The 20,437-nt window shown below is 65.2% G+C and carries 1 protein-coding gene; it reads left to right on the forward strand.

Going from position 1 to position 20,437, the window contains the following annotated elements; all coding sequences use genetic code 11:
* Window positions 1–11 precede the first annotated feature (11 nt).
* A complete protein-coding gene (locus tag ACIBJI_RS15610; RefSeq protein WP_397084600.1) occupies window positions 12–19,949 on the forward strand; it encodes a PfkB family carbohydrate kinase in 19,938 nt (6,645 codons plus the stop codon).
* The last annotated feature ends 488 nt before the right edge of the window (window positions 19,950–20,437 follow it).

The following is a 20,437-nucleotide window of genomic DNA, read 5'->3' on the forward strand; positions in this document are numbered from 1 at the left end:
GGGGGTGGGGCGTGACGACCGCGTTGCAGCTGTTGTCGGAGTTGCCTGCCCCGATTCAGGCCGTTGTTTTCGGTGCGGAGATCCCCCGGATGGACACCGATGCCGGTCGGCGGGTGAGTGCTGCGTGGCAGCGGGCGAGCGAGGAGCTCGAACAGATCAGGCAGCGGCTCGACGCGGAAATCGCACTGCTGCCGGAGGCGGTGCGCGACAGCCTCGGTGGTCAGATCCACGACGCTGTGCAGCCGCTTCCCACGGCGGTCGCCGGGTCCGGTGAGTTTTGCAAGTCAATGGCGCACTACACCGATCGCAGCACCGCCGATACCGACAAACAGGGCTACACCATGTACGCCTTCGGTGCGATGACGGTTTACCAGCTCCTGCTGGCTGGGGGCTGGCATCCGTTGCGGGCGTTGCAGGTGCTGTCGGAGGCGAGAGCGGAACATTTGGCCCGGTTCGCGGCTTTCGTCGCAGAGCGTGCTGGAGCCGGCGCGGCTGCGGTGGCCGAGCGTGCCGGTCTGCTGCTCATGCAGGCAGGCGGGTTCGCCGCGTTGACCGCCGGTGTCGATGCCGGTGTGCAGCTGGGGCAGATCCTCGGGATTCTGAACGGGCATCGCGACAGTGTGGATTGGGACTCGGTCGCGACTGCTGGGGTCGCTGGTGCTGGTGCTGGTCTCGGTGGGGCACTCGGCGGCCATCTGGCTCAGGCCGTCGTTCCGCATGCCGCCCCGGCACTGCTTGGGCGAGCCGTGGTCGCGGCGACCGCGGGCATCTCGGGTGTGATCGGCGGTGCCGCCGCGGCCGCCGCGATGACCGGTCAGTTCCAGCTGACGCTGGCAGCGCTGGCCAGTGGCGCCGCCGTGGGGATGGCATCGGCGCACGCGCAGGCCAGGGCGCATCCGGACATGGCAGCACCTACCCCGCCCGCGGCCGAAAACGTGGGCGCGGGGCTGCATGCGGACGAAGTTGTCCGATCGGATGCTCCGGCAAAGAAACCGGTTTCCGCAGTGGGAATTTCGGAGAACAGCGTAGTTGCCGAAACACCGGTCCACGGTGCTGGGGGCGAGGATTCGGCTGCCTCGGCTACGAATTCCGGTGCCGGGGGCGAGCCGGATGCCGCGCTGTATCGGCGGTTGAACGAGCTGCGGGAACAGGAGTTGGCGGAAGCCCGGACGGCTTCCGGCGATGCGGCCGTATCCGGATCCCAGCATGGTGCGGAGTGGCCTGAGGAGAGCGGTAGCTCGAATGGTATGGCGCACCCCTCCGGCGATCCGACCGCCCCTGGTGTCGATGCGGCCGAATTGGCCCGCCGTGTGGCGGTGCGCGATGAGGCGCGCGCCGAGCTGGCGGCATCACTTGGGGTGTCGCCGCAAGAGGTGCGGCTGTGGGGGCGGCGGGTACTGGAAGAGGCGATCGGCAAATGCGATGCGTTACTCGGAGCGCTGGGGGACGAAGGCTGGGCCCTGCTGGATCCGGCGGTCCGGGCGAGAGCGCTGGACGATGTCGTGCCCGGAACCGTGGACTGGGCTCGGAAACTTACTGAGGACTACGGCAATACGGCTTCGGTGCAACAGTGGCTGGCGGACTCTGGGATGACGGGACAGCGGGCAGATGCCGCGGATGGTTCCGAATTGCCAGCGGTCCGCCGGGCTGCCGAGACAGAGGGCGCTGCACCGGTCGTCCAGTTGCTGGACCAGTTGGACCGGTACGTGGCGGCGGAGACGCACGTGAGTTCGGCGGATGGGCGTGCGGCGGACGGTACGTGGGATCCCGCTCATCCTCAGTACGCGGTGGCACGATCCGAGCAGGGATCGGGTGTGGACCGGAGCGCGCACCAGTCTGCGGAAGCCGCACCAATCGCTGGCGAGAGCGCAGGGGTGGTTGCCGAACCTTCCGGCGAGGCGGGGGCGCAGCGAGTACCCATCGACACCGACGGGGCGGCCCCCGATGCTGCGACGGCTGGTGCTGACGGAGCACCTTCGTTGGAGCAGTCGATTCGTGAGTACGGTGCGCGGGCGGGTGCGGACGCGGTGGCAGGGGCGCGGGCGTCGGATTTCAAGGCACTGCAACGTGAGTCGGCCCGGGCGGACACCGAGCTGGCCAAATGGTTGGGATTGTCGGACACCGAGTTCCATTCGATGTCGCCGTCGCGATTGCGTTCGGCGATCGAGTGCTGGGTCGAGCGCGCGGAGCAGTCGCCGCACGTGGCTGAACAGGCGCGGGAACACGCGGGTGGATTGATCGGCGATGAAGTGCGCCGGACACTGGCCGCTGATCAGAGCAGCGGCCGGTTCCTCGCTGGTGCTGGGGAGTTGCGTGAGGGACAGGCGGTGTCCGGGGATCTGCGGGATAGGTTGCGGCAGTGGGTCGGTGCTGATGCGGCGACTGTGGACCGATGGACGGATGCGCATCAGGCATTCGACCGGCTACTGAAATCTCCGCAATTGGTGTTGCGACTCGGTGCCGAGGAGGGTACCGCCGATCCGGAGATCGCCCTGGATCGTGCCCGCGCCCTGCGCGAACGGGAATTGGCGGAGACGACGGGCGGCGAGCAGTCCGGGTTGACGCCCGCAGCCGCCGACGCACTCGCGGCCGCCGGGTTGCGGCCTGCGGTATCGCCCGAACCGGTGGCTGTCGGCGGATCCGATAGTGGTACGTCATCGACTCCGTCGCCTGGCTCCACAACGCCCGACGGTCTGAAAAGTAATGCTGCGCAGTCATATTCATCTCCGCCATCACAGTCTGCCCAGCCGTCGGGTTCGTCGAACAGGGTTCCGTCGGAGGCGGTGCGCGAACGAGACGGTGCGAGCGTCCCGCAAACGCCGCCCGATCCGGTGCGGGCGGCGGCGCTGGAACGCTTCCGGCAGTTGCGTGAGCAGGATCTCGCCGACAACGAGACCACACTGACACCCGAGGCCAGAGATGCTTTGGCAGCGGCAGGTCTGTGGTCTTCGGAATCGGTGCCTGCCGGTGGGCCCGAGGAGTCCTCGGTATCGGCTCGCTCGACGACACCCGGTGGCTCGGAAAGTGATGGCACGGGTCCATATTCGGCTCCGGAGCGGCCGCACGCCGGTGTGTCCGAGTCCTCGGATCGCGGTTCGGCGAGCGTGGCGGTGGTTGAACGAGATGCCGTAGTCGAGTCTGTGCCGGTTGATCCGGTGCGAGAGGCGGCCTTGGAGCGCTTCCGGCAGTTGCGTGAGCAGGATCTCGCCGAGACCGAGCAGACTCGCCGAGCAGATACGACCGAATCGTTGTCGGATCCCGCGCAAGCCCTCGACACCGGTTCGGCCGCAGCTGGTTCGGCGCATACCGGGGCGGGTGCGCCGGAGGAGTCCGCCGCGCGCGCGGCGGTGCCACCTCCCGGGGATAATGGAGGCCATCCGGGTGCGGCGGCCGGCAACCGCCCGGTCGAATCGTCACCTGAGACGCCGTCGCTGACGACTGCCTCGGAAGCGAGGATGTCCTCCGTGGTACCGGGTGCTGCGATGCTGGGGCTCGCGGCAGCGGCATCGAATGACACCGATGCTGCCGATGCGATTGGGGCACAGGGAGTTCCGGACGTGCGCTCGACCGTGGCGCCAGGCTCCACTGCGGCATCGCAAGAGCCCGTTGACGCGCCATCCGGTGGAACACCGGAAGGGGATGGCCCGGATCTGCGCCGGCAGCACGCGGAGGCGACGGCGGATGCGGCGGAATTGTTCGGGGTGGCACCGCAGGAACTGAAGTTGTGGGGCCGGCGGTTGGTGGAGCAAGTGATCGACCGGTTCGAAGCCAGGTTGGCAGAGCTGGCCGATCGCGGGTGGGGCCGACTCGATGCTGCTGTGCGTTCGGGGCTGCTGGCGGATCTCGGGGAGATGTTCGGGCGCGAGCTACGTGATCAGGCAGCGATCCGCCGTGAGGCGGCGTCCGTGCTGGATTGGTTGTGCGTTGCCGGGCTGGAACCGGACGGTACGGCTTCCTCGACCGGGCACCGGCTGTCCGTGCTGCGGCGGCTGGCCGAAGAGTTCCCGTCATCGCCCGTTGATCGGCTCGTCGAGGCATTGGATCGTTTCATGACGACCGACGCTCAGCTCGAGGCGATGCCACCGATCCCCGAGGGCACCGATCGTCGCTCCACATCGGACGCCCACCACACGGAGGCGGCACCTGTCGTCGCACCGGCGGTCAGCAGACCCAGGCAGACATTCGGCGAATCATGGTGGTTCAGTTCGCCGTTGCGCCCGGAATGGATCCGCTTGGGGCTGCGGCGCGGCGAGCTCGCTCGGGAACTGGCCCGCGAACACGGTGTCGAGATCGACCATTGGGGTTTAGGGCCGGACTCCCCGGAACTCGCGCGGTTGAACGCCGAACTGGCCACGGCAAGAGCGGAACTGGCTCGGCTGCTCGGAGTGGAACCGGACGAACTGAACACCCCGCGCATCGAACAGGTCCTCGAGGATGCATCGCTTGCTTCCTCCGGGGAGCGGCCATCCGCTGGGACCGGTGTGGAATCAGGTGATGGCGAGTACCTCATCGATATCGCGCGCCTCTGCCTGCTCCTGGCGGCACTGCGCGAGACCGCTGTCGGCTTCAACCGCGTGTCGGCCGAAGCGACAGCCGTCGCCGCGTCCCGCGGCGACTCGGGCCAGAAGTGGCTGAGCCGATTGGTTCAGATGGGGCCGGGGGAGCTGCGCCGACACTGGCAGATGCTGCAAGCCATCCCGAGAGGTCGTGCCCGGGTGCCGGGCATATCGAGCGGTCACGCCCTCGAACGGCCGCCACGAATCGCCTTCGAGCCCGAATTTCCTGAGTTCCCTATGAGGCCAAGTGGATCCGATCGAGCTACGCACAGTACTCAGGTGCCGCTGCACTCCCTGCCGGTGGGGTTGTGGCGGCGCCCCGACACCGCGCGGGCCGTGGCGACCCGACAGGACTCGGACCGGCCGCTGCTGCCGATCGCTGGAGCCGATGCGCTCCCGGAGGGCAACGGCGACTCCCGTCCACCCGACCCACCGCGCGCGCCGACGCCGATCAACTGCGCGCCACTGGTCGTGGGGTATCTCATCGAAGAGAACGGCAGCGCCGCGATCGCCAGGAACCTCGCCGCCGCTCCTTTGACCCCCGATCCCCGGCTCGGCGGCACGTCCCTCGAACAGCTGCATTCGGTGCTGGGTAGCAAGCGGTGGGAACCGGTCGCGACTTGGGAGGAACTGGCGGACCGGCTACGTGGAATGCAACCTGGCGCCGCCGCATTCGTTGTCACCGAGAGCGATCACGCCCGCGCGGTGTCGGGGCAGGGCCATGCCCGCCTGCTGTTCCACGCCAAGGACCAGCCGGGCACGATCAAATGGCGCGACCCACTGGTCGACGACGGTGCCAGGCAGCTGTTCGAAGCGGGCAAACTGCCATCCGACCTGCACATCTTCGCGCTTGTGTACGAGGCGGACGCCGAACTGCGGCCGAGTCTCGGCGAACCGCGACCGCATGTCACGCTCCGTTCGCAGCATGCGCCAAGGCTGGCGGTCGCGGGCGCCGACGCATCCGATGCGATTGGCGACCCGTCGCCTTCCGGTGATGTCGTCGCTGGCGCGGGTAATGTGATCGGCGCCCCTTCCCACACGCGACCGGCCGACATCAGCAAGCTGGAACGGGAAATGGTCGAGGGCAACCTCCTCTCGACAATCCTGTACGAAAATCAGCTGGACGAGATCCGGACGCTGGCCGGAGATATTGTGCCGCAGCGAGTTCTGCACCAGGCGCGCCGTGCCGCTGTTGCCCGCGAGAAAAAGTTGTCCGCCGAGCTGGAACGTCTGGCAGTCGTATACAGAGCGGACCTCAGCGAACTCCGGCCCGGCTCGGCGTACCTGAAGCAACGGTTGGAAGCGTTCGAGGCGAAGGCCAGAGAATTGGCCGACCAGTTGGTGCACCTGCGGGACCGGGAAGTGGGGGTCGAAGACCCGGATCACGCGCGGCTACTCGAAATACTGCGCCAGCTGGATCTGGGGCCTCGTGATGGGCCACAACGGGTTCTGCGTGTCATCGAGCACTTCCAACAGGCACTTCGTGTCGTGGACCGCCCCTATTGGCAGCGGTTCACCCGGGACGTGGCCGGAGGCGGGCTCTCCAACCTGCCCGAGTGGCTGATACGTGGAATTCTCGACGTCGATAGTCCGCTCAACCTTTCCGGAATCCTCTGGGTGCCGGACCTGGGTTTCGCGCAACGAGCCGAACGCATCGAGATTTCGGACCCTGCTGCGGAATGGCGGATTCTGGGAGAGGCGGTCGGACCGTCCTCCGATATCGGGCGTTTGATCGAGACAATGATCGAGTATCTCGAACTCGGGCGTCTCGTAGAAAATGTAAGGGAGCTGCACGAGGAAAAGCGGTTGATCGCGCGGCTCCGGTCCATTCAGGACAAGCTGGGAGCTGTCAGGGCATCCACCATCGAAAGTCCAGGAGTAGGCGAAGAGATAGAGGTGATGTCGCGACGGCTCGAGTCATTGGTCCGGTTACGCGACGTGCGCGACAAATGGCTGGAACTATGTGGTGCTGATCCGTCGGATCCGAATTTCTCGATCGCCCGCCTGCGTCGCGAATTCGAGGAACTGACAGCGAGCCTCAGCGCAGATCTGCGCGCGGCCGGCGTCCTGCCGCCAGAGGGCGAACTCACGGTCGGTGTGGTACGGCGTGCCGAAACCGAGCGTGAAATCCAGCAGCGACAGGCGCCGATCGGTACGGGGGCCGGCGGGAAGCTTTCCGAAATTCCACGGTTTGGAAGCCGCGCAGCCCGGCACCGAAGGCTCAGCCAGCTGCTGGGATATATCGCCGAATGTGATCAGTTAGAGGAGGTGCTCGACAGCGAGTTCGAGCGCCTTCGCAAGGTTGGCAAGTATCTGGCCGCGCAACTCGGGCTGGATCAACGGCAAGGCTCACACACTTCAGCTGGCTGGTTGCAGGTAGGTGATCCTCGGGCGTTCGAACCGACCGGAGCGGTCGATGCGTCGTTGCGCGGGTGGGGCGAATGGATCGCGGAGGCCGCAGACGTACGACGCGGTGTCTTCGAAGCGGTTGTGCGGCGAGCCCGTCAACTCGGTGTGCAAAATGCGGACCAACGCGCCCCGCAGGAGTTGGCCCGCACCGTGGAAGCGCTCATCGATTGGGCCCTCGACTTCCGCGACGCTGTGCCACACCCGCCAGGGATCGAAGCCGATCGGGCCGAGGCCGCTCATACCGCGACCTTCGGTGGGATCGTCCAGGACTACCTCGCATTGTTCGATTACGCGCTGATCCGGGAGCGCAGTGCCCGTGCCGAGGCGGCCACAGCCGTCGCGCGAGATGTGCTTGCGCAGAACGTGGTCGACGCCAGGGGAGGGCGGTCGCTGGCACCGCAGGTAGCGGTGGTCGAGTCCGGCGACGGCGCACCTGAGGTATTCGTTGCCGGGTCGGTGGCGACGTTGGGTCGGGCGCTGGACGCGGTGGCACCCGAGGTGCTTGCCGATCTGTCGGAACGGGGGGCCCGATTCCACTACTGCGAGGTGACGGTCGATGAGAACGGCCGAGCTTACCTCCGCGACGTTCGCCCCGCTCCCGTCACAGCCCCTGATGCGGCCGCAGCTCAGACTGAATCCGAAGTTCTCGCCGCGGCACCCCCCGACCCTGAACCGGTTCGCGACGGGAACAACGACGCGAGTCGCGAAGCGGAATGGGATGCCGCTCGCGCGGCGGTCGAGCGGCAGCTCGATTCCTGGCGGCTGGAGGGGCAGAAGGGCGAACGGCTCACCGACTACGTCGCCTTTCTCCCGTCGGAAAGCGGCGGAAGACTGGTCGTGGCCGCGCCGGATGGTATGCATCGACGGGCGCTGCTCGACGTGGTAACGACCGACTCGAGGTTCGTCGCGGCTCGCTGGCACCCCCGATTCGACCGGCATTACCTGCGGGTGAGCTCGGGCCCGGACGGTCCGGTCGTGACACCGATTTCCGCTGCCACCGCGGAGGGTGAATACCGTGAGGCGACGGTCGCCGAAGTGGAGGGCATTCTGCTCGACGAGTACCTGCGTTTTCGTCGGCTCGGTCTGGTCGACACGACATTCGGCGACTGGATCGGCGGATTGGGCACGCAGGTCTGCTATCGCAAGAAAGACATCCGACAGGCGGCTGCCGCCGGGATAGAGGCCACCGCGGGCCACCTCAAACGAGACGGTACTGTGCTGGTGTTCGCCTATGCGGCCGCCGAGGCTCAGTCCTCGGTGGATATGGATCTGCCGCATCCCGCGGCGGTGCTGGTCAGAATAGCGACCCGGCAGATTGCGCTGCCGGTCCGAACGGATGAGGCCTCCGACGGGCCTTGGCGCGTCGTCATTCGTGGCGATGTCGATCTCGGCGTCCTGAACCCGGTGGTCGAGATCTGTGTCGACGGACTGGCTTGGCGGGTTGCGCCGCCGCGCGGCCGCGGCGACGCGGGCGACATCCTGAACCGATGGTTCCAGGGCATGTCGGCCACCACGCCGGACCTGTTGCTGGAGCGGCTGGCGGAGGCGGTGTCCGCAGGCCGACCACCCTCGACCGCACGATCCGCCACTCCAGTGCGGCGCGAGCGGGGCAAGCAGCATCGGTTCTCGGATTCGTGGCAACTGTCCGCGACGAACGGGCGTGCGGAAATCATTGTCGACCTGGGCCGCGGCCCGGATGGCTGGTTGGCATGGCCGGCCCCTGATACCGAAGCCGGATTGCTGGAACCTCTCGATGACCTCAACCTGCGGTCATTGGTGCGGCGGGTGGCGGATTCGCTTCGCGAGACGAGCGTGAAATCGGTTGACCGCACACGGCGGAAACTCGAGGTCACCCTGGTGCCGGAAGAGAATCGGCGGTACGAGGATCTGGTTCGAGAGGCCGACGCGGCAGCCGAGCGGTTCCGGCTGTGGACCGAGGCGTGTGCGGCCCTGGCCAGCCGACTCGGGTTGCCCGAGCACGATGGGCAAGCGCTCGGGCCGCTGCGGGAACAGGTGAGTGCCGATCGGGCCGCGTTGGCCGATGAATTGCGTATCGATCCGCTGGAGCTGGCGTCGATTCCGCTTCCGGATACCCGGCTTGCCGCTCGCCGTCAGGAGATCCTGCGCCGCGAATCCGATATCCGCGAGTACATCGACCTACTCGAGCAGCGCGGTGGATTGACCGACACCCTCTCCAGCACTCAGCGCCGCCGTGACGATTTCTTGACCAGCCGGGTCATCGCGGCAGAACTGCGAGGCCGCAGCGATGGCCAATCGCTCAACAACCGCATCGGGCACCTGCCGGACGTGGCGGGCGGCGTGCTGGTGGTCGCCGCGCCGCCCGGCAGACATATGGCGAGCCTGGTGGAGCTGGCGGCGGAGCGTCCGAAGTTCGCCGATGCTTTGTGGCGCGATGAGCTGGAGAAGCGATACCTGGCGGTGACGCTGGGACCAGACGGTCGAATCGAGGTACGGACGGTTCCCGACGCCGAGGCGGAGGGGCCGCGCCGTCGGCAGTCCGAGGACGAGATCCTGGCCCAATTGCTCGACCGTTACCTGACCTATCGTGAAGCGGGCGTGACAACTCGAGGATTGCGCGAATGGCTCGTGGGACTGGATTCGTCAATATTCGGCGCAAAGTCACAAGTCGCCTCGAGCCCTGTTTCGCCTATGTCAACCGCCGAGGTGTACGGACCGCTGCGCGATACCGATTATCTGCTTTGGCTGGGCTATCACAAGGTGATTGCCCAGCCTGCGATCGAACGGTCCGATCCCGCGTACGTTCTCTACCGGCTGCGTACCCGACAGATACCACCGTTGGCCGAAACACGTCCGGACCCGTCGGTGCACCGTGACCCGGTGCTGTGGGCGACCAATCTCGGTAACACCAGGGCGCTGTTGCTGCCACTCGAGCAACATGAAGGGCGATGGCGTCTGTCCCTGGGCAGCGGGTCCGTAATCTGTGACGTGCTCTCGCGGCACTTCCCCGACCTGACCGCGGGCACCCCGGCCGAACTGGTCGAACGGCTCGAGGCGTTCTTGCGTGACGACAATCCGCGACGAGTGGTCCCTTGGCACCATCGCTCTTCGGTTCCGAAGACATGTTTGCTGGTGGCCGCCGATGCCGCGGGGCAGGGGACCGGTATGCGGCCTCGGTTCGATATTCCGCACGATCGTCGGGTCCAGATCCCGCTGGCGGGGGTCGACGGTAAGGACGTATCCCGGTGGGCCCGTGCGAATTGGCATCCGAACGGTTTTTCTGATGCGGCGCAGATCGTCGCGCACGTGCGAGAGTCCGAAGGAACCGTGGTGGGCGCGGTGGACTTCGGGGCGGCCGGTGGGCACGCGTTCACCGTGAAGATGGACGATGCGGTGATCGTGGTCGTCGAACAAGTCGCCTACCTGGATGACGACAACATGATCGTTACCGAAGTTCGGACGGTACGCGGGGACAAGGCGGTGGACGCGTGGGCGGCTCATCTGACTATGACAGCGGGCGAGGGGGCCACATTTCACGGCGTGGCATTCAAATCCGATGGGACACCGGAACTTCCGCTGTCACCTGATGAAGAGCCCGTCGGTCGCCGGGGCAGAGAAATCCCGATCCGTCGCCTGGGAGATCGTCCGCCCGGTCGCGCACCGCCGGAGGACGATTCATTCGAGCCACACGCGATTGCGGAACCCGCGCAGTCGCATATGGCGGTCGCCGGTACGGGCGCAGAGGATCTCGGGCCATCCGCGCCCGGCGCTGCCGATCCGAATGTCCGGCTGGCGGTAGCACGCCGTGCCGACGAACGTCGCAAGCAGCTGCGGCGGGAATTGTCGGAACTGCTCGCCCCGCACGGCATCGATCCCGACGAACTGCTGCAGACGGGCTCGCTCGTCTGGGCGGACTGGTCCGCGAGGTATCGGGACGCGCGCGGCGCGCTGGTCGACATGCTCGGCATCGAGCGCGGTCGGGCGGTGGACGACGGATGGATCCACCATATGCTGGCGGTGCGCGACGAAAACAGTTCCGCCGCACCTGAACTGGCTTCAGCCCGAGCGGCGTTTGCCGAAACGACGCCAGTCGCAAGGCTCGTCGACGACATCCAGTACCAGACCAGATGGGCTCGCACGATCCAGGCCGTAGAAGCGGAGTTGGCGCGTCGCGCCGACGAGGTCGCCCGGCTGATCGCGCAGGCATACGCACTGCTGCGTGCGTTCGCGAACTTCGGCCCGCGCGCAGCGCTACTGCCGGCGATCGGTTCGGTCCTCGCGGCGGCGGACCGGCGGCTCGCGGCAAGGCAACGCCTGGAAGGACAAGCACGCGACCTCTTCGCGCTGGGCACGGCCATCGAGGACTACGAGCGCGAGTCGTTCGAACCGATTCAGCAGCAGATCTTTCGGGCGGCTCGGCGCTACCGCTCCTCATCCTGGGATTCGCGGCAGGGAATGTTGCTGCTGCATGCTCGGCTACAACACCTACTGGCGACAGCCCAGGACGAGGAGCGCGAGCGGTCCGCCGAACTGCGCTGGTTGGAACAGCGAGCGGCCGCGACCGTCGAACATTACGACACTATCGAGCTGCTGAATACCGATCTGGGTGTCGCGCTCGAGTACATGGATCGGGCGCTGGCTGGTGTCCCGGCAGCATCGGTCGCGCCCGCGTGGCGTCTGCCCGAACTCACCGATGACGCGCCGTTCAGCGAATGCCTGGCCGCGGTGCGCGACAATATCGCGCACCAGCGTCGGCTCGCCTTCGTCGCCCTCCTCGATGGACTGAGCAGTGAATTCGGACTCGATATACCGGCGCTCGATGAACGGGGCGCGGGCGTATACGACCTGAGTCGGTTGACCAGCGTGCCGCCCGGGGAGTCCGAGCGGCTCGACACGACCATCGGCCTGATTCACGAACTCGGTCGCGCACGCCGGCGACTCACGCGTATCGACACGATCACCGCGGCGATGGACGAAGCCGACCACCGTGCGAAGCTCGGGCGCGAGCGGCTCGCGCGCCTGATGTCGGACCATCTGCGAAAGTATCCGCTGGATCGCCGGATGAGCCGGGGAGAGCTCGAGCCGGATCTGAGCGAAATGCGCGCAGCGGCCGACGCGTGTGCGGTCGGACTGCCCGGCGATGGGTGGGCGCAGGCGCCCCTCGAAGAGGTCCGGCGACGAGTCGCTGTCTTGCGGCAGGGTTCCGAATCCGCGGGCACAACGTATCTCGCCGACCGCTACCTCGCACTACGACAGCTGACAGATGCCTTCGACGAGCAAACCCCATGGAGTAATTGGTATTACAACCTCTACCTGCACCAGCTCCGACTCGTCGCGCTGGTGCGGCGCAAACGTAAGGATCACCTGAACCGTGCGGAAGCCGAGAATCGGCTGGGGCAACTCGCCGAGAAGGCCGGGGTGGACCTGAATCGGTGGGATTCGCTGCCCGAGGCACGAGAAGCGCTGCGCCGCATGGTGAAACGGGATCTGCGCTGGCTTTCGCTGGTATTGGGATCGGATACTGCGCCGACACTGCGCAGTCCGGATCGGAGCCGGACGCACACACGGCACCTGGCTTCCGCGCCCACCACGCTCGAGGAGATGTTCATGCGGCGCGCGGACCTGCATCCGCGAAGCGCCGTGGTGCGCGAGCGCGTCGAACGTTGGATTTCCCGCACCACGATGGTCGATGTCGTCGACGAAATCGATGACCTGACAACATCTATCGACCGATTCGCCCCGGATCTGGATCAATGGCTGGACGCCACGATGATCACCGCGGGCGAGGTGGGTGGACTGGAGGTCGCTCCCGACGACGGCACCGCAGAATATGTTCCACCCGACTCCCATTCGGTCAGTCAGTGCGTGCCGTTGACGGCGGCGTTGCATCGGGCCCGGACCGGCAACGAAAACGTCAACGTGCCAGATGATGTCGGCCTCGCTGGTGTGTCGTTCGACAGCTATGTGCAGTTCCTGCACGGACTTCCGCAGTGGTTTCCCGTCGACCCGGACCATCCGCATCGATCGGTCGTGAAGGCGCTGCTCGACACGGTGGCGAGTCTTCCTGTCGACCAGCGTGCCGGAGTGTCGACTATCGTGGTCGACGTCGCGCATGCCGTGAATGAGCACGGTGTCGGCGCACATACGTACCGTGTGGAATATCGCTGTGACGAGCACGGGAACCACGGTTGGCTCGAGGTACAGGATCCGGGCAGGGGGCTGCGGCGGGCCTGGGGCGACACGACGAAATCGGCCGACCTGGCCGGCATCTGGGCGATGGGTTTCGACCGGATGGGCAACGCCTTGCGGTTGCCGGGAGCCGGGTCCGGCGCGATCCCTCCGGATCTGCGGATCGGCGAAGGGGACCCTACGCCCGCGGTCGATCTGGACCGGGCGGATACGGTCACGCTGCAGCGTGCGATGACGGACAGTGTGGTGACCTCGGCCGAACTGGTCGAAGCGTATCTACACCGGATCAGGATCTTGGACAAGGCGGGCCCGCATCTGAATGCGATTCGGGCGGTGAATCCGAATGCGGTCGCGGAGGCGGAACGGCTCGACGCGGAACGCCGACGGGGACATGTCCGGGGACCGCTGCACGGGATTCCGATTCTGATCAAGGACAATATCGACGTAGCGGGTTTGCCTACGACCGCCGGGGCGGTGGCGCTGCGGGATTCGTATCCGTCAGGCGATGCCTTCGTGGTGCAGCGGCTGCGGGCTGCGGGGGTGGTCATCCTCGGCAAGACCAATATGACCGAGCTTGCGAATTTCATCTCCGAGGAGATGCCGGACGGCTACAGCAGCCTCGGCGGGACCGTACGTAATCCTTACAACACGTCCCTGAGTCCGGATGGGTCCAGTACCGGGTCGGCGGTTGCCGTGGCAGCCGCGCTGGCCGCAGGGGCTGTCGGCACCGAGACATCGGGCTCGATCATCAGTCCAACTGTGGCCAACTCAGTGATCGGGATCAAACCCACGGTCGGGTTGGTGAGCCGCACCGGCATCGTGCCCGGCTCGGCCACTCTGGATACTGCGGGGCCGATGGCGCGGACGGTGTACGACGCGGCGGCTCTGCTGACCGTGTTGGCCGGGACCGACCCGGAGGATCCGGCGACGGTGGTCGCAGCCCACTTGGTCGGCACGGATTACACCGCCGCACTGTCCGTCGATGCACTGCGCGGTAGTCGGATCGGGGTGGCCTTCCAGCCCGGGGCAATACCTCCGCACCCCGCATTCGCTCGCGCGGCAGCGGTACTCAGCGCGCAGGGTGCGACTCTGATCTCGGTCGAGGTTCCCTTGGACGGCCTACCGGACCCCCTCTACGTCTACGAGCTCAAGCGGGATTTCGATCGCTATCTGGCCCGACTGCCTGCGGGCGCTCCGATCAAGACGCTGGACGAGTTGATCCGATTCAACCGGACCAACGCCTCGGCGGGCGCAATCCGATTCGGCCAGAACAGGTTGATCCGCGCCGCCGCGATCGACCCGAACGATCCGGGCGTAGTGGAGGAATACCGGAGGCATCGCGACCTCGTTGTGGGGACGGCACGAGAGCGACTCGATGCCGCGTTCGCTCCGCACCGATTGGATGCGTTGCTGTTCGTCGGGGACACCGGATTCAAACTGAGCGCCCGGGCGCAGTATCCGGCGGTTGCGCTGCCGATCGGATACGACGCGGCAAGCCAGGAACCGGTGGGGATGATGCTGGTCGGCACCCCGTTTACCGAGGCGTCGCTACTGGCCTATGCGTATGCCTACGAGCAGGCCGCGCGGGTGTGGCGGCCTCCCTCCGAAATCAACCCCGCACAGTTTGCGGAAACCGATGTTCGGACGATGGCGTTCGATCGGAATGGTCTTTCGTTGCTGTTGCCTGGAGCCGATATCGGCGAACCGCCGATAGATCTCCAGATCGGGCAAGGAACCCGGACGACACTCATACCGGATCCCCATGATCGCGACTACCAGAAACTCGGTGACTGGCTCGCGGCGGTTCGTCGACACTACGGAGTGACGCAACAGCAACTCGCCGACCGAATACATCGCGGCAGCAGGACTGTGTGGCGTGCGGAAAGGCGGGGCACTATCTCCGCTGATTATCTGCGGGCGTTCGGTCGGGCTTTCGGCATCTCCGACGAGGTTTTGCATATTGCTGTGAGCCGGTTGGAGCCGCGTCTCGCACATTATTTCAGTGGCGCTTTACCCGATCCTGCCAGTAATATCTATCGGACGATGGGGGGTTGGCTAAAAGCCATTCGTGAGCATTACGGACTGACTCAAATGGAAGTCGCCAACCGCATGAACCTCCACATGGAAACGGTGTCCAGAGCGGAGAAAGATTTTCGGGTCACCGGAAATTATCTGCAGGTGTTCGGTCGTGCTCTAAGTATCTCCGACGAGGTTTTGCATGCTGCTGCGAGGCAGTTGGAGCCGCACATCGCGCACTATTTCAGTGGTGCTCTACCCGATCCCGCGAGTAATGTCTATCGGACGATCGGGGGTTGGCTCGAAGCTGTTCGTGAATATTACGGACTGACCCAACTGCAGGTCGCTGAACGTGTGAATCGTGCTCATAAGACCGTGTGGAATGCGGAGAATGGCGCGGTCACTGCTGACTATCTGCAAGCGTTCGGTAATGCATTCGATATCCCGAATGACGTCTTGTATCGCGCCACGAGTCTTTTGGAACCGGGTCTCGCGCACTATTTCAGCAGTAACATTCCCCAACCCGCAACCTCGCTTCACCAGAATATCGGCGACTGGCTCACGGCGGTTCGGCAACAACGCGGACTGTCTCAACAGGAAGTCGCCACTCTGATGCGGCGGCACATCAAGACCATCTCGGCGGTGGAGAACAGCGATTCCGCCACTCTCGATTTTCTACGGACGTGGCGAGATGCTCTGGATGTCCCCGACCAGGCCATTCGCGCGGCCGTGCAGCAGTTCCTCGCGCCCGCCTCGCCCGTCGACCGGCCCGAAGACGAGGATTTCTGGCGACTGATCGCAACCAAACCAGGCTCGACGGAAGAAACATCTATCCGAAACCGGATATACCAAGAATACGATTGGGTAGCAAAAGCGGCCGCGCAACGCTGGCCCATGATATTCGAATCCAGGGAAGACCTCACGCAACGTTATGCGATAGCGATCCTGCGTGCCATTGTGAATCACATCCCGGCAGGGCCGCCATTCGTGGCGCACGCTTGGGCTGCGAGTCGCGGTGCCATGCGAAGTACGTACTTCGAGTGGCGGTTCCCCGGTCTGGAGGCGAGCGAACGAACTCGAGCGGTCAAGGTTTACACCTACCGCAACAAACGGTATGCCGAAACTGGGGAAATGCCGGACATCCGTGAAATCGCCGACGCGCTCGACCTCACATCGGACCAGGTCACCGCAGCACGACAAATCATCGAGACCACGACCGGGTCGCTCGACGATACGCGCCACGGAGAAATACGCGCACGACAAGTAGCGGACCCCAACCCACAAGGCGCATATACCGGCGGGACCGATTCGGACTCCGATCTCGATGGTTTCGACGACGATAGTCCGTTTGTTGGAAAAGTTCGTGCCGCGCTGGCAGATCTGCCCGACCCGGAAGCCGCCATTCGCCTCGTCGAACTGCACTTCGTGCACGGCGTTCCGCTCGATGACGCGGCAGTTCGGCTCGACATCGACCACATTGCCGCGACGGAAATTCTGGCCCGAGCCGTCGACAACCTCCGCGCTGAATTCACCGAAGCACCGGATGCTGGCTCGATCACCGAGCCCGATGCCGGACCGGAGACGGGTCCACGCGTGAATCGACCCTCAGGTGCGATTACCGAGGAGGTCGACCGTGACGCTGATGCTGCTGATCAACCGCCGACCGGTGAGGCGTTCAGCGAACCGCCGCAGCATTCGGATGTCGGTCGGGACCACGCCGCGGATGGGGTGTTCCCCGAATTCGAGGACGCGTCCGGTCGGACTGCCTACGATCCGGCCGCCACGACTGTCGAACCGGAGACCAGTGATTCGGAAGCCACGTCGAACACCGCGGCCCCGACACCGATGCTGTCGGCGCACGCCGAGCCGGACGATCTGGCTGTCGCGCGTGCAGCGGATGCCGACAGCGTTGTCGGTCTTTCGGACGAGGTGCTCAGTGGGGCCCCGGCTCCGGGACCTCTGGGTAGTCCACGGGTGGTAACGGCCGGCAACGTTGTTATCGATGTCATTGTCGACTTCGATGAACTTCCAGGAGTGGAGGAGTACCGAGACGCACGATCCATTCGTGATACGCCGGGGGGCAAGGCCCTGAACCAGGGGATTGCCGCGGCGCGACTCGGCGCGATAGTGGATGTTGTGTCCGTTACCGGGGCCGATGGGAGTGGCACCGAAATTCGAGAGACATTACGGCGCGAGGGGATCCGCTTTGACGGAATGCGGATCGAGGATGATATTGCGACCGGGAAAGTTGCGTGTTTCGTCGGACCCGACGGAGAAACGTCGTTCATCTACCATATTTCCCGCGAACTGGACCTGACCAGCGACGACATTCGACGTAGCATCGGGGCGATCGAGAACGCCGATATAGTGCTGCTGACATTCACAGCGCCCGACGCGACCGTCGCGCAGATCGCCGCCGTCGCCCGGGAAAATGGTGCGATGGTCGTTCTGCAACCGGCTCCGCCGCGTGACCAAGTTTCTTTCGACACGGTGCGTATGGCAGACGTCCTCGTGCCGAACGAAACCGAGGCGCGGGCGCTCCTTGCCGCCGCGTCGAGCGATGCCGCGTCGGCCGACGCCGAGTCGCTCCGAGCGGACCTGCTGCCCGAGCGCCTGTTCGAGTTGCTGGGGGTTCCGACGATTGTGGTGACGCTCGGTGCGGCGGGATGTGCCGTGCATCATCAGGGCCGCACGGAGCTGTTCGAGGCACATAGCGCGTCGGTCGTCGACACGACTGGCGCGAGCGATGCTTTCACCGCCGCACTGGCGATGGGCGTGGTGGCAGGGCTGCCCGTCAGTCGCGCGGTGCAGATCGGTTTGTCGGCTGCCGCACATGCGGTCGCGCATTCGGGCGGTCACGAGTCGATGCCGCACGCCCATGATCTGGATCTCTCACTAATGGGTGCATCATCTGAGGAAGGCGTCCCGACGAATCCGACATCGGGCTCAGCATCTGAGGCGGTAGCACGCCCGGCTGGCCCGTCCGAGCCGACATCGGAGCCTGCCGATTCGTGGCCCGAGCAGGGGCGGTCCGATGCGGAGCAGCGCGATGACGCGCGACCCGCCGACGGTGGAGCGCCATCGCGCGAGACAGCCATTGCGGATGGATTCCGGCGCTGGCACGAGACCCGGGTGCGCAACCAGGAGGCTGGTTTCGGCACACAGAGTCTTGGACAGTATGCGCGGATGCACAACGTCGATGGCCGCCAGATCAGGCGCTGGCTCGCCGAAATCGGCGCCGAACCCGACAATGCCCCTGATGCACCCGTTCCGCATCCGCACACCTTCGATCTCCCGCGCGACTGGGCTAGTCATGTTCGCAGGTACCTCGCCTTGACACCCGACGATATGGATGTGCTGACCGACGCGGCCCCCGGGTCCTGGCAGGGCATCGAGGACGGCGCCCGGCGACCCCCTGCCGACCAGGTGCGGGCGCTGTTGCGCCGGGTTCCCGACGCCCGCCACCTCTACGCTCCGCTCGCCCAAGTCTTCTGTTCCGATTTGGCGGCAGGTCCGCCGGCCGATGTCGGCAGCAGCCTCCGGCGACTCCGTGAATACAGCGGCTTGACGCGAGAACAACTGGCGCACGAGCTCGGTGTAATTCCCATGACGATCGATAATCGTGAGGCCGCGGATCATCTGGTGCCCAAGGGATGGGAGGCGCATGTGCGCGCCCTGGCCGCCCGGCTGTCAGATGGCATCGATGGCGATGCCGATATCGGCGTTTGCCTGAGGGTATTACGGTTGCGAACTGGTCTCCCGCGCCGGTCTCTCGCCGCGAAGATGGATATGGCGGAGGATATTATTGCCGATATCGAGGCGGGCCGTTCTCAGCCGTCGAAAGATATCGTTGAGGCCTGTCTTTGCTCGATAATTCCCGGCACGCCGATTTTCCCGGAAGGGTATCCCCACGCGGGTCGCTATCTTCGATATCGCCGCGAGCAAGCGGGTATTAGTTTGTCGCAGGTGGCGACCGCGACCGGCATGACGGTAGCCATGGTCAGACAACGCGAGGCGGGAGCGGTTCCGCTGTCGACGGAGATGGTGGAGGCTTATCTCGGCGACGATGATTTCGATCTTTCCATCCGACGCAATATAATCGAAGTATTTCCCTCTCTCAATCCCGCCCACGACCAAAACTTCGGAAGACGAAATGTTCCCGACTACTCGTCTGAAGTGCTCCTCTTTCCGGACCCGCGCAATACTCGAAATCTAGTCGATTACAAGGATCAATTTCAGCGAGTGAACGGGCTCACTGATATCGGCGTGCGACGTATGTTCGGCTTGTATCAAGGTCGCCCGCCGGCCGGCGGTGTGGATGCTGCGTTGCGGGTGTATGACCGATTCTTGTGGCAGGCCGGTCACTGGAATGATTTCGCTGCGGCCTGGGGATATCGCTATCGCATGGATCCGTTGGGAGAATCGGCTCCGGACCCCGGCGACTTCCAATCGATACTCGACTGGCAGGAGGCTACCCGTCTCTATCACCGGACGACCGCAGCGGTTTTCCGCGAGGGGCGACCCGATTTCCGCGGCGCATCCGCCGCGGAAAAGCAGGCAGGTCTCGCGCAATTGCACCGGATGGGTGAGGCCGGCTACATCTCGGCAGAAATGACGCGACGCGCGGCCGAGCAGTTCCATATTACGGATCCGGCGGCCCGGCCAACCCCATGGTCGTCGCGCGGATCCGCGCCCAGCACAGAACCCGGTACTCGGTCCGCGACGCCGTGGTCTGCTCGGGCGGAGACCTCCACGAGGTCGGCCGAAGATCATCCCGACGACCCAGCACCGCAGGCGTAGCGGTGGCCGACGCGCTTCGATCGGTTCCGTGATCAGGTCTGGGCAGCGTCGAAGCCGCAGAGCCGGGACCGGGAAGTCGGGTGCTGGCAGAAGCGACCGAAGCGGAATTGCGGCGTGCCGTCGAGCCTTTCATACCTATGCATTACCTATCAGCTACCGATAGATCATCGCCCGTTCCTATGGCATGCTGGCCCGGCCCGGCTGACAGGTGGGACGTGTCAATTCTTGGTTGCGAGACGTTTGTGGGTGGGTATTTCATCGAATCCCGTACGGATCATCGGTCGAATTCCCGCGGAACTGAGAGCGCCGGTTGATCGTGGCAGGTTGATCGAAGTAACAGAATTTCTGGGAAGGAAACCACATGTCAACGAGTTCGGCTTTCATATCGGGCGCTGCCCGAATACTCGTCGGCGCGGCAACCGTGGGTACTGTGCTCGGCGCCCCGAACGCCGTAGCCAATGCGTCGTCGGGCGGCGGATGTGGTGAAA

The sequence above is a fragment of the Nocardia sp. NPDC050408 genome, from assembly GCF_044458905.1.
Classification (GTDB): domain Bacteria; phylum Actinomycetota; class Actinomycetes; order Mycobacteriales; family Mycobacteriaceae; genus Nocardia.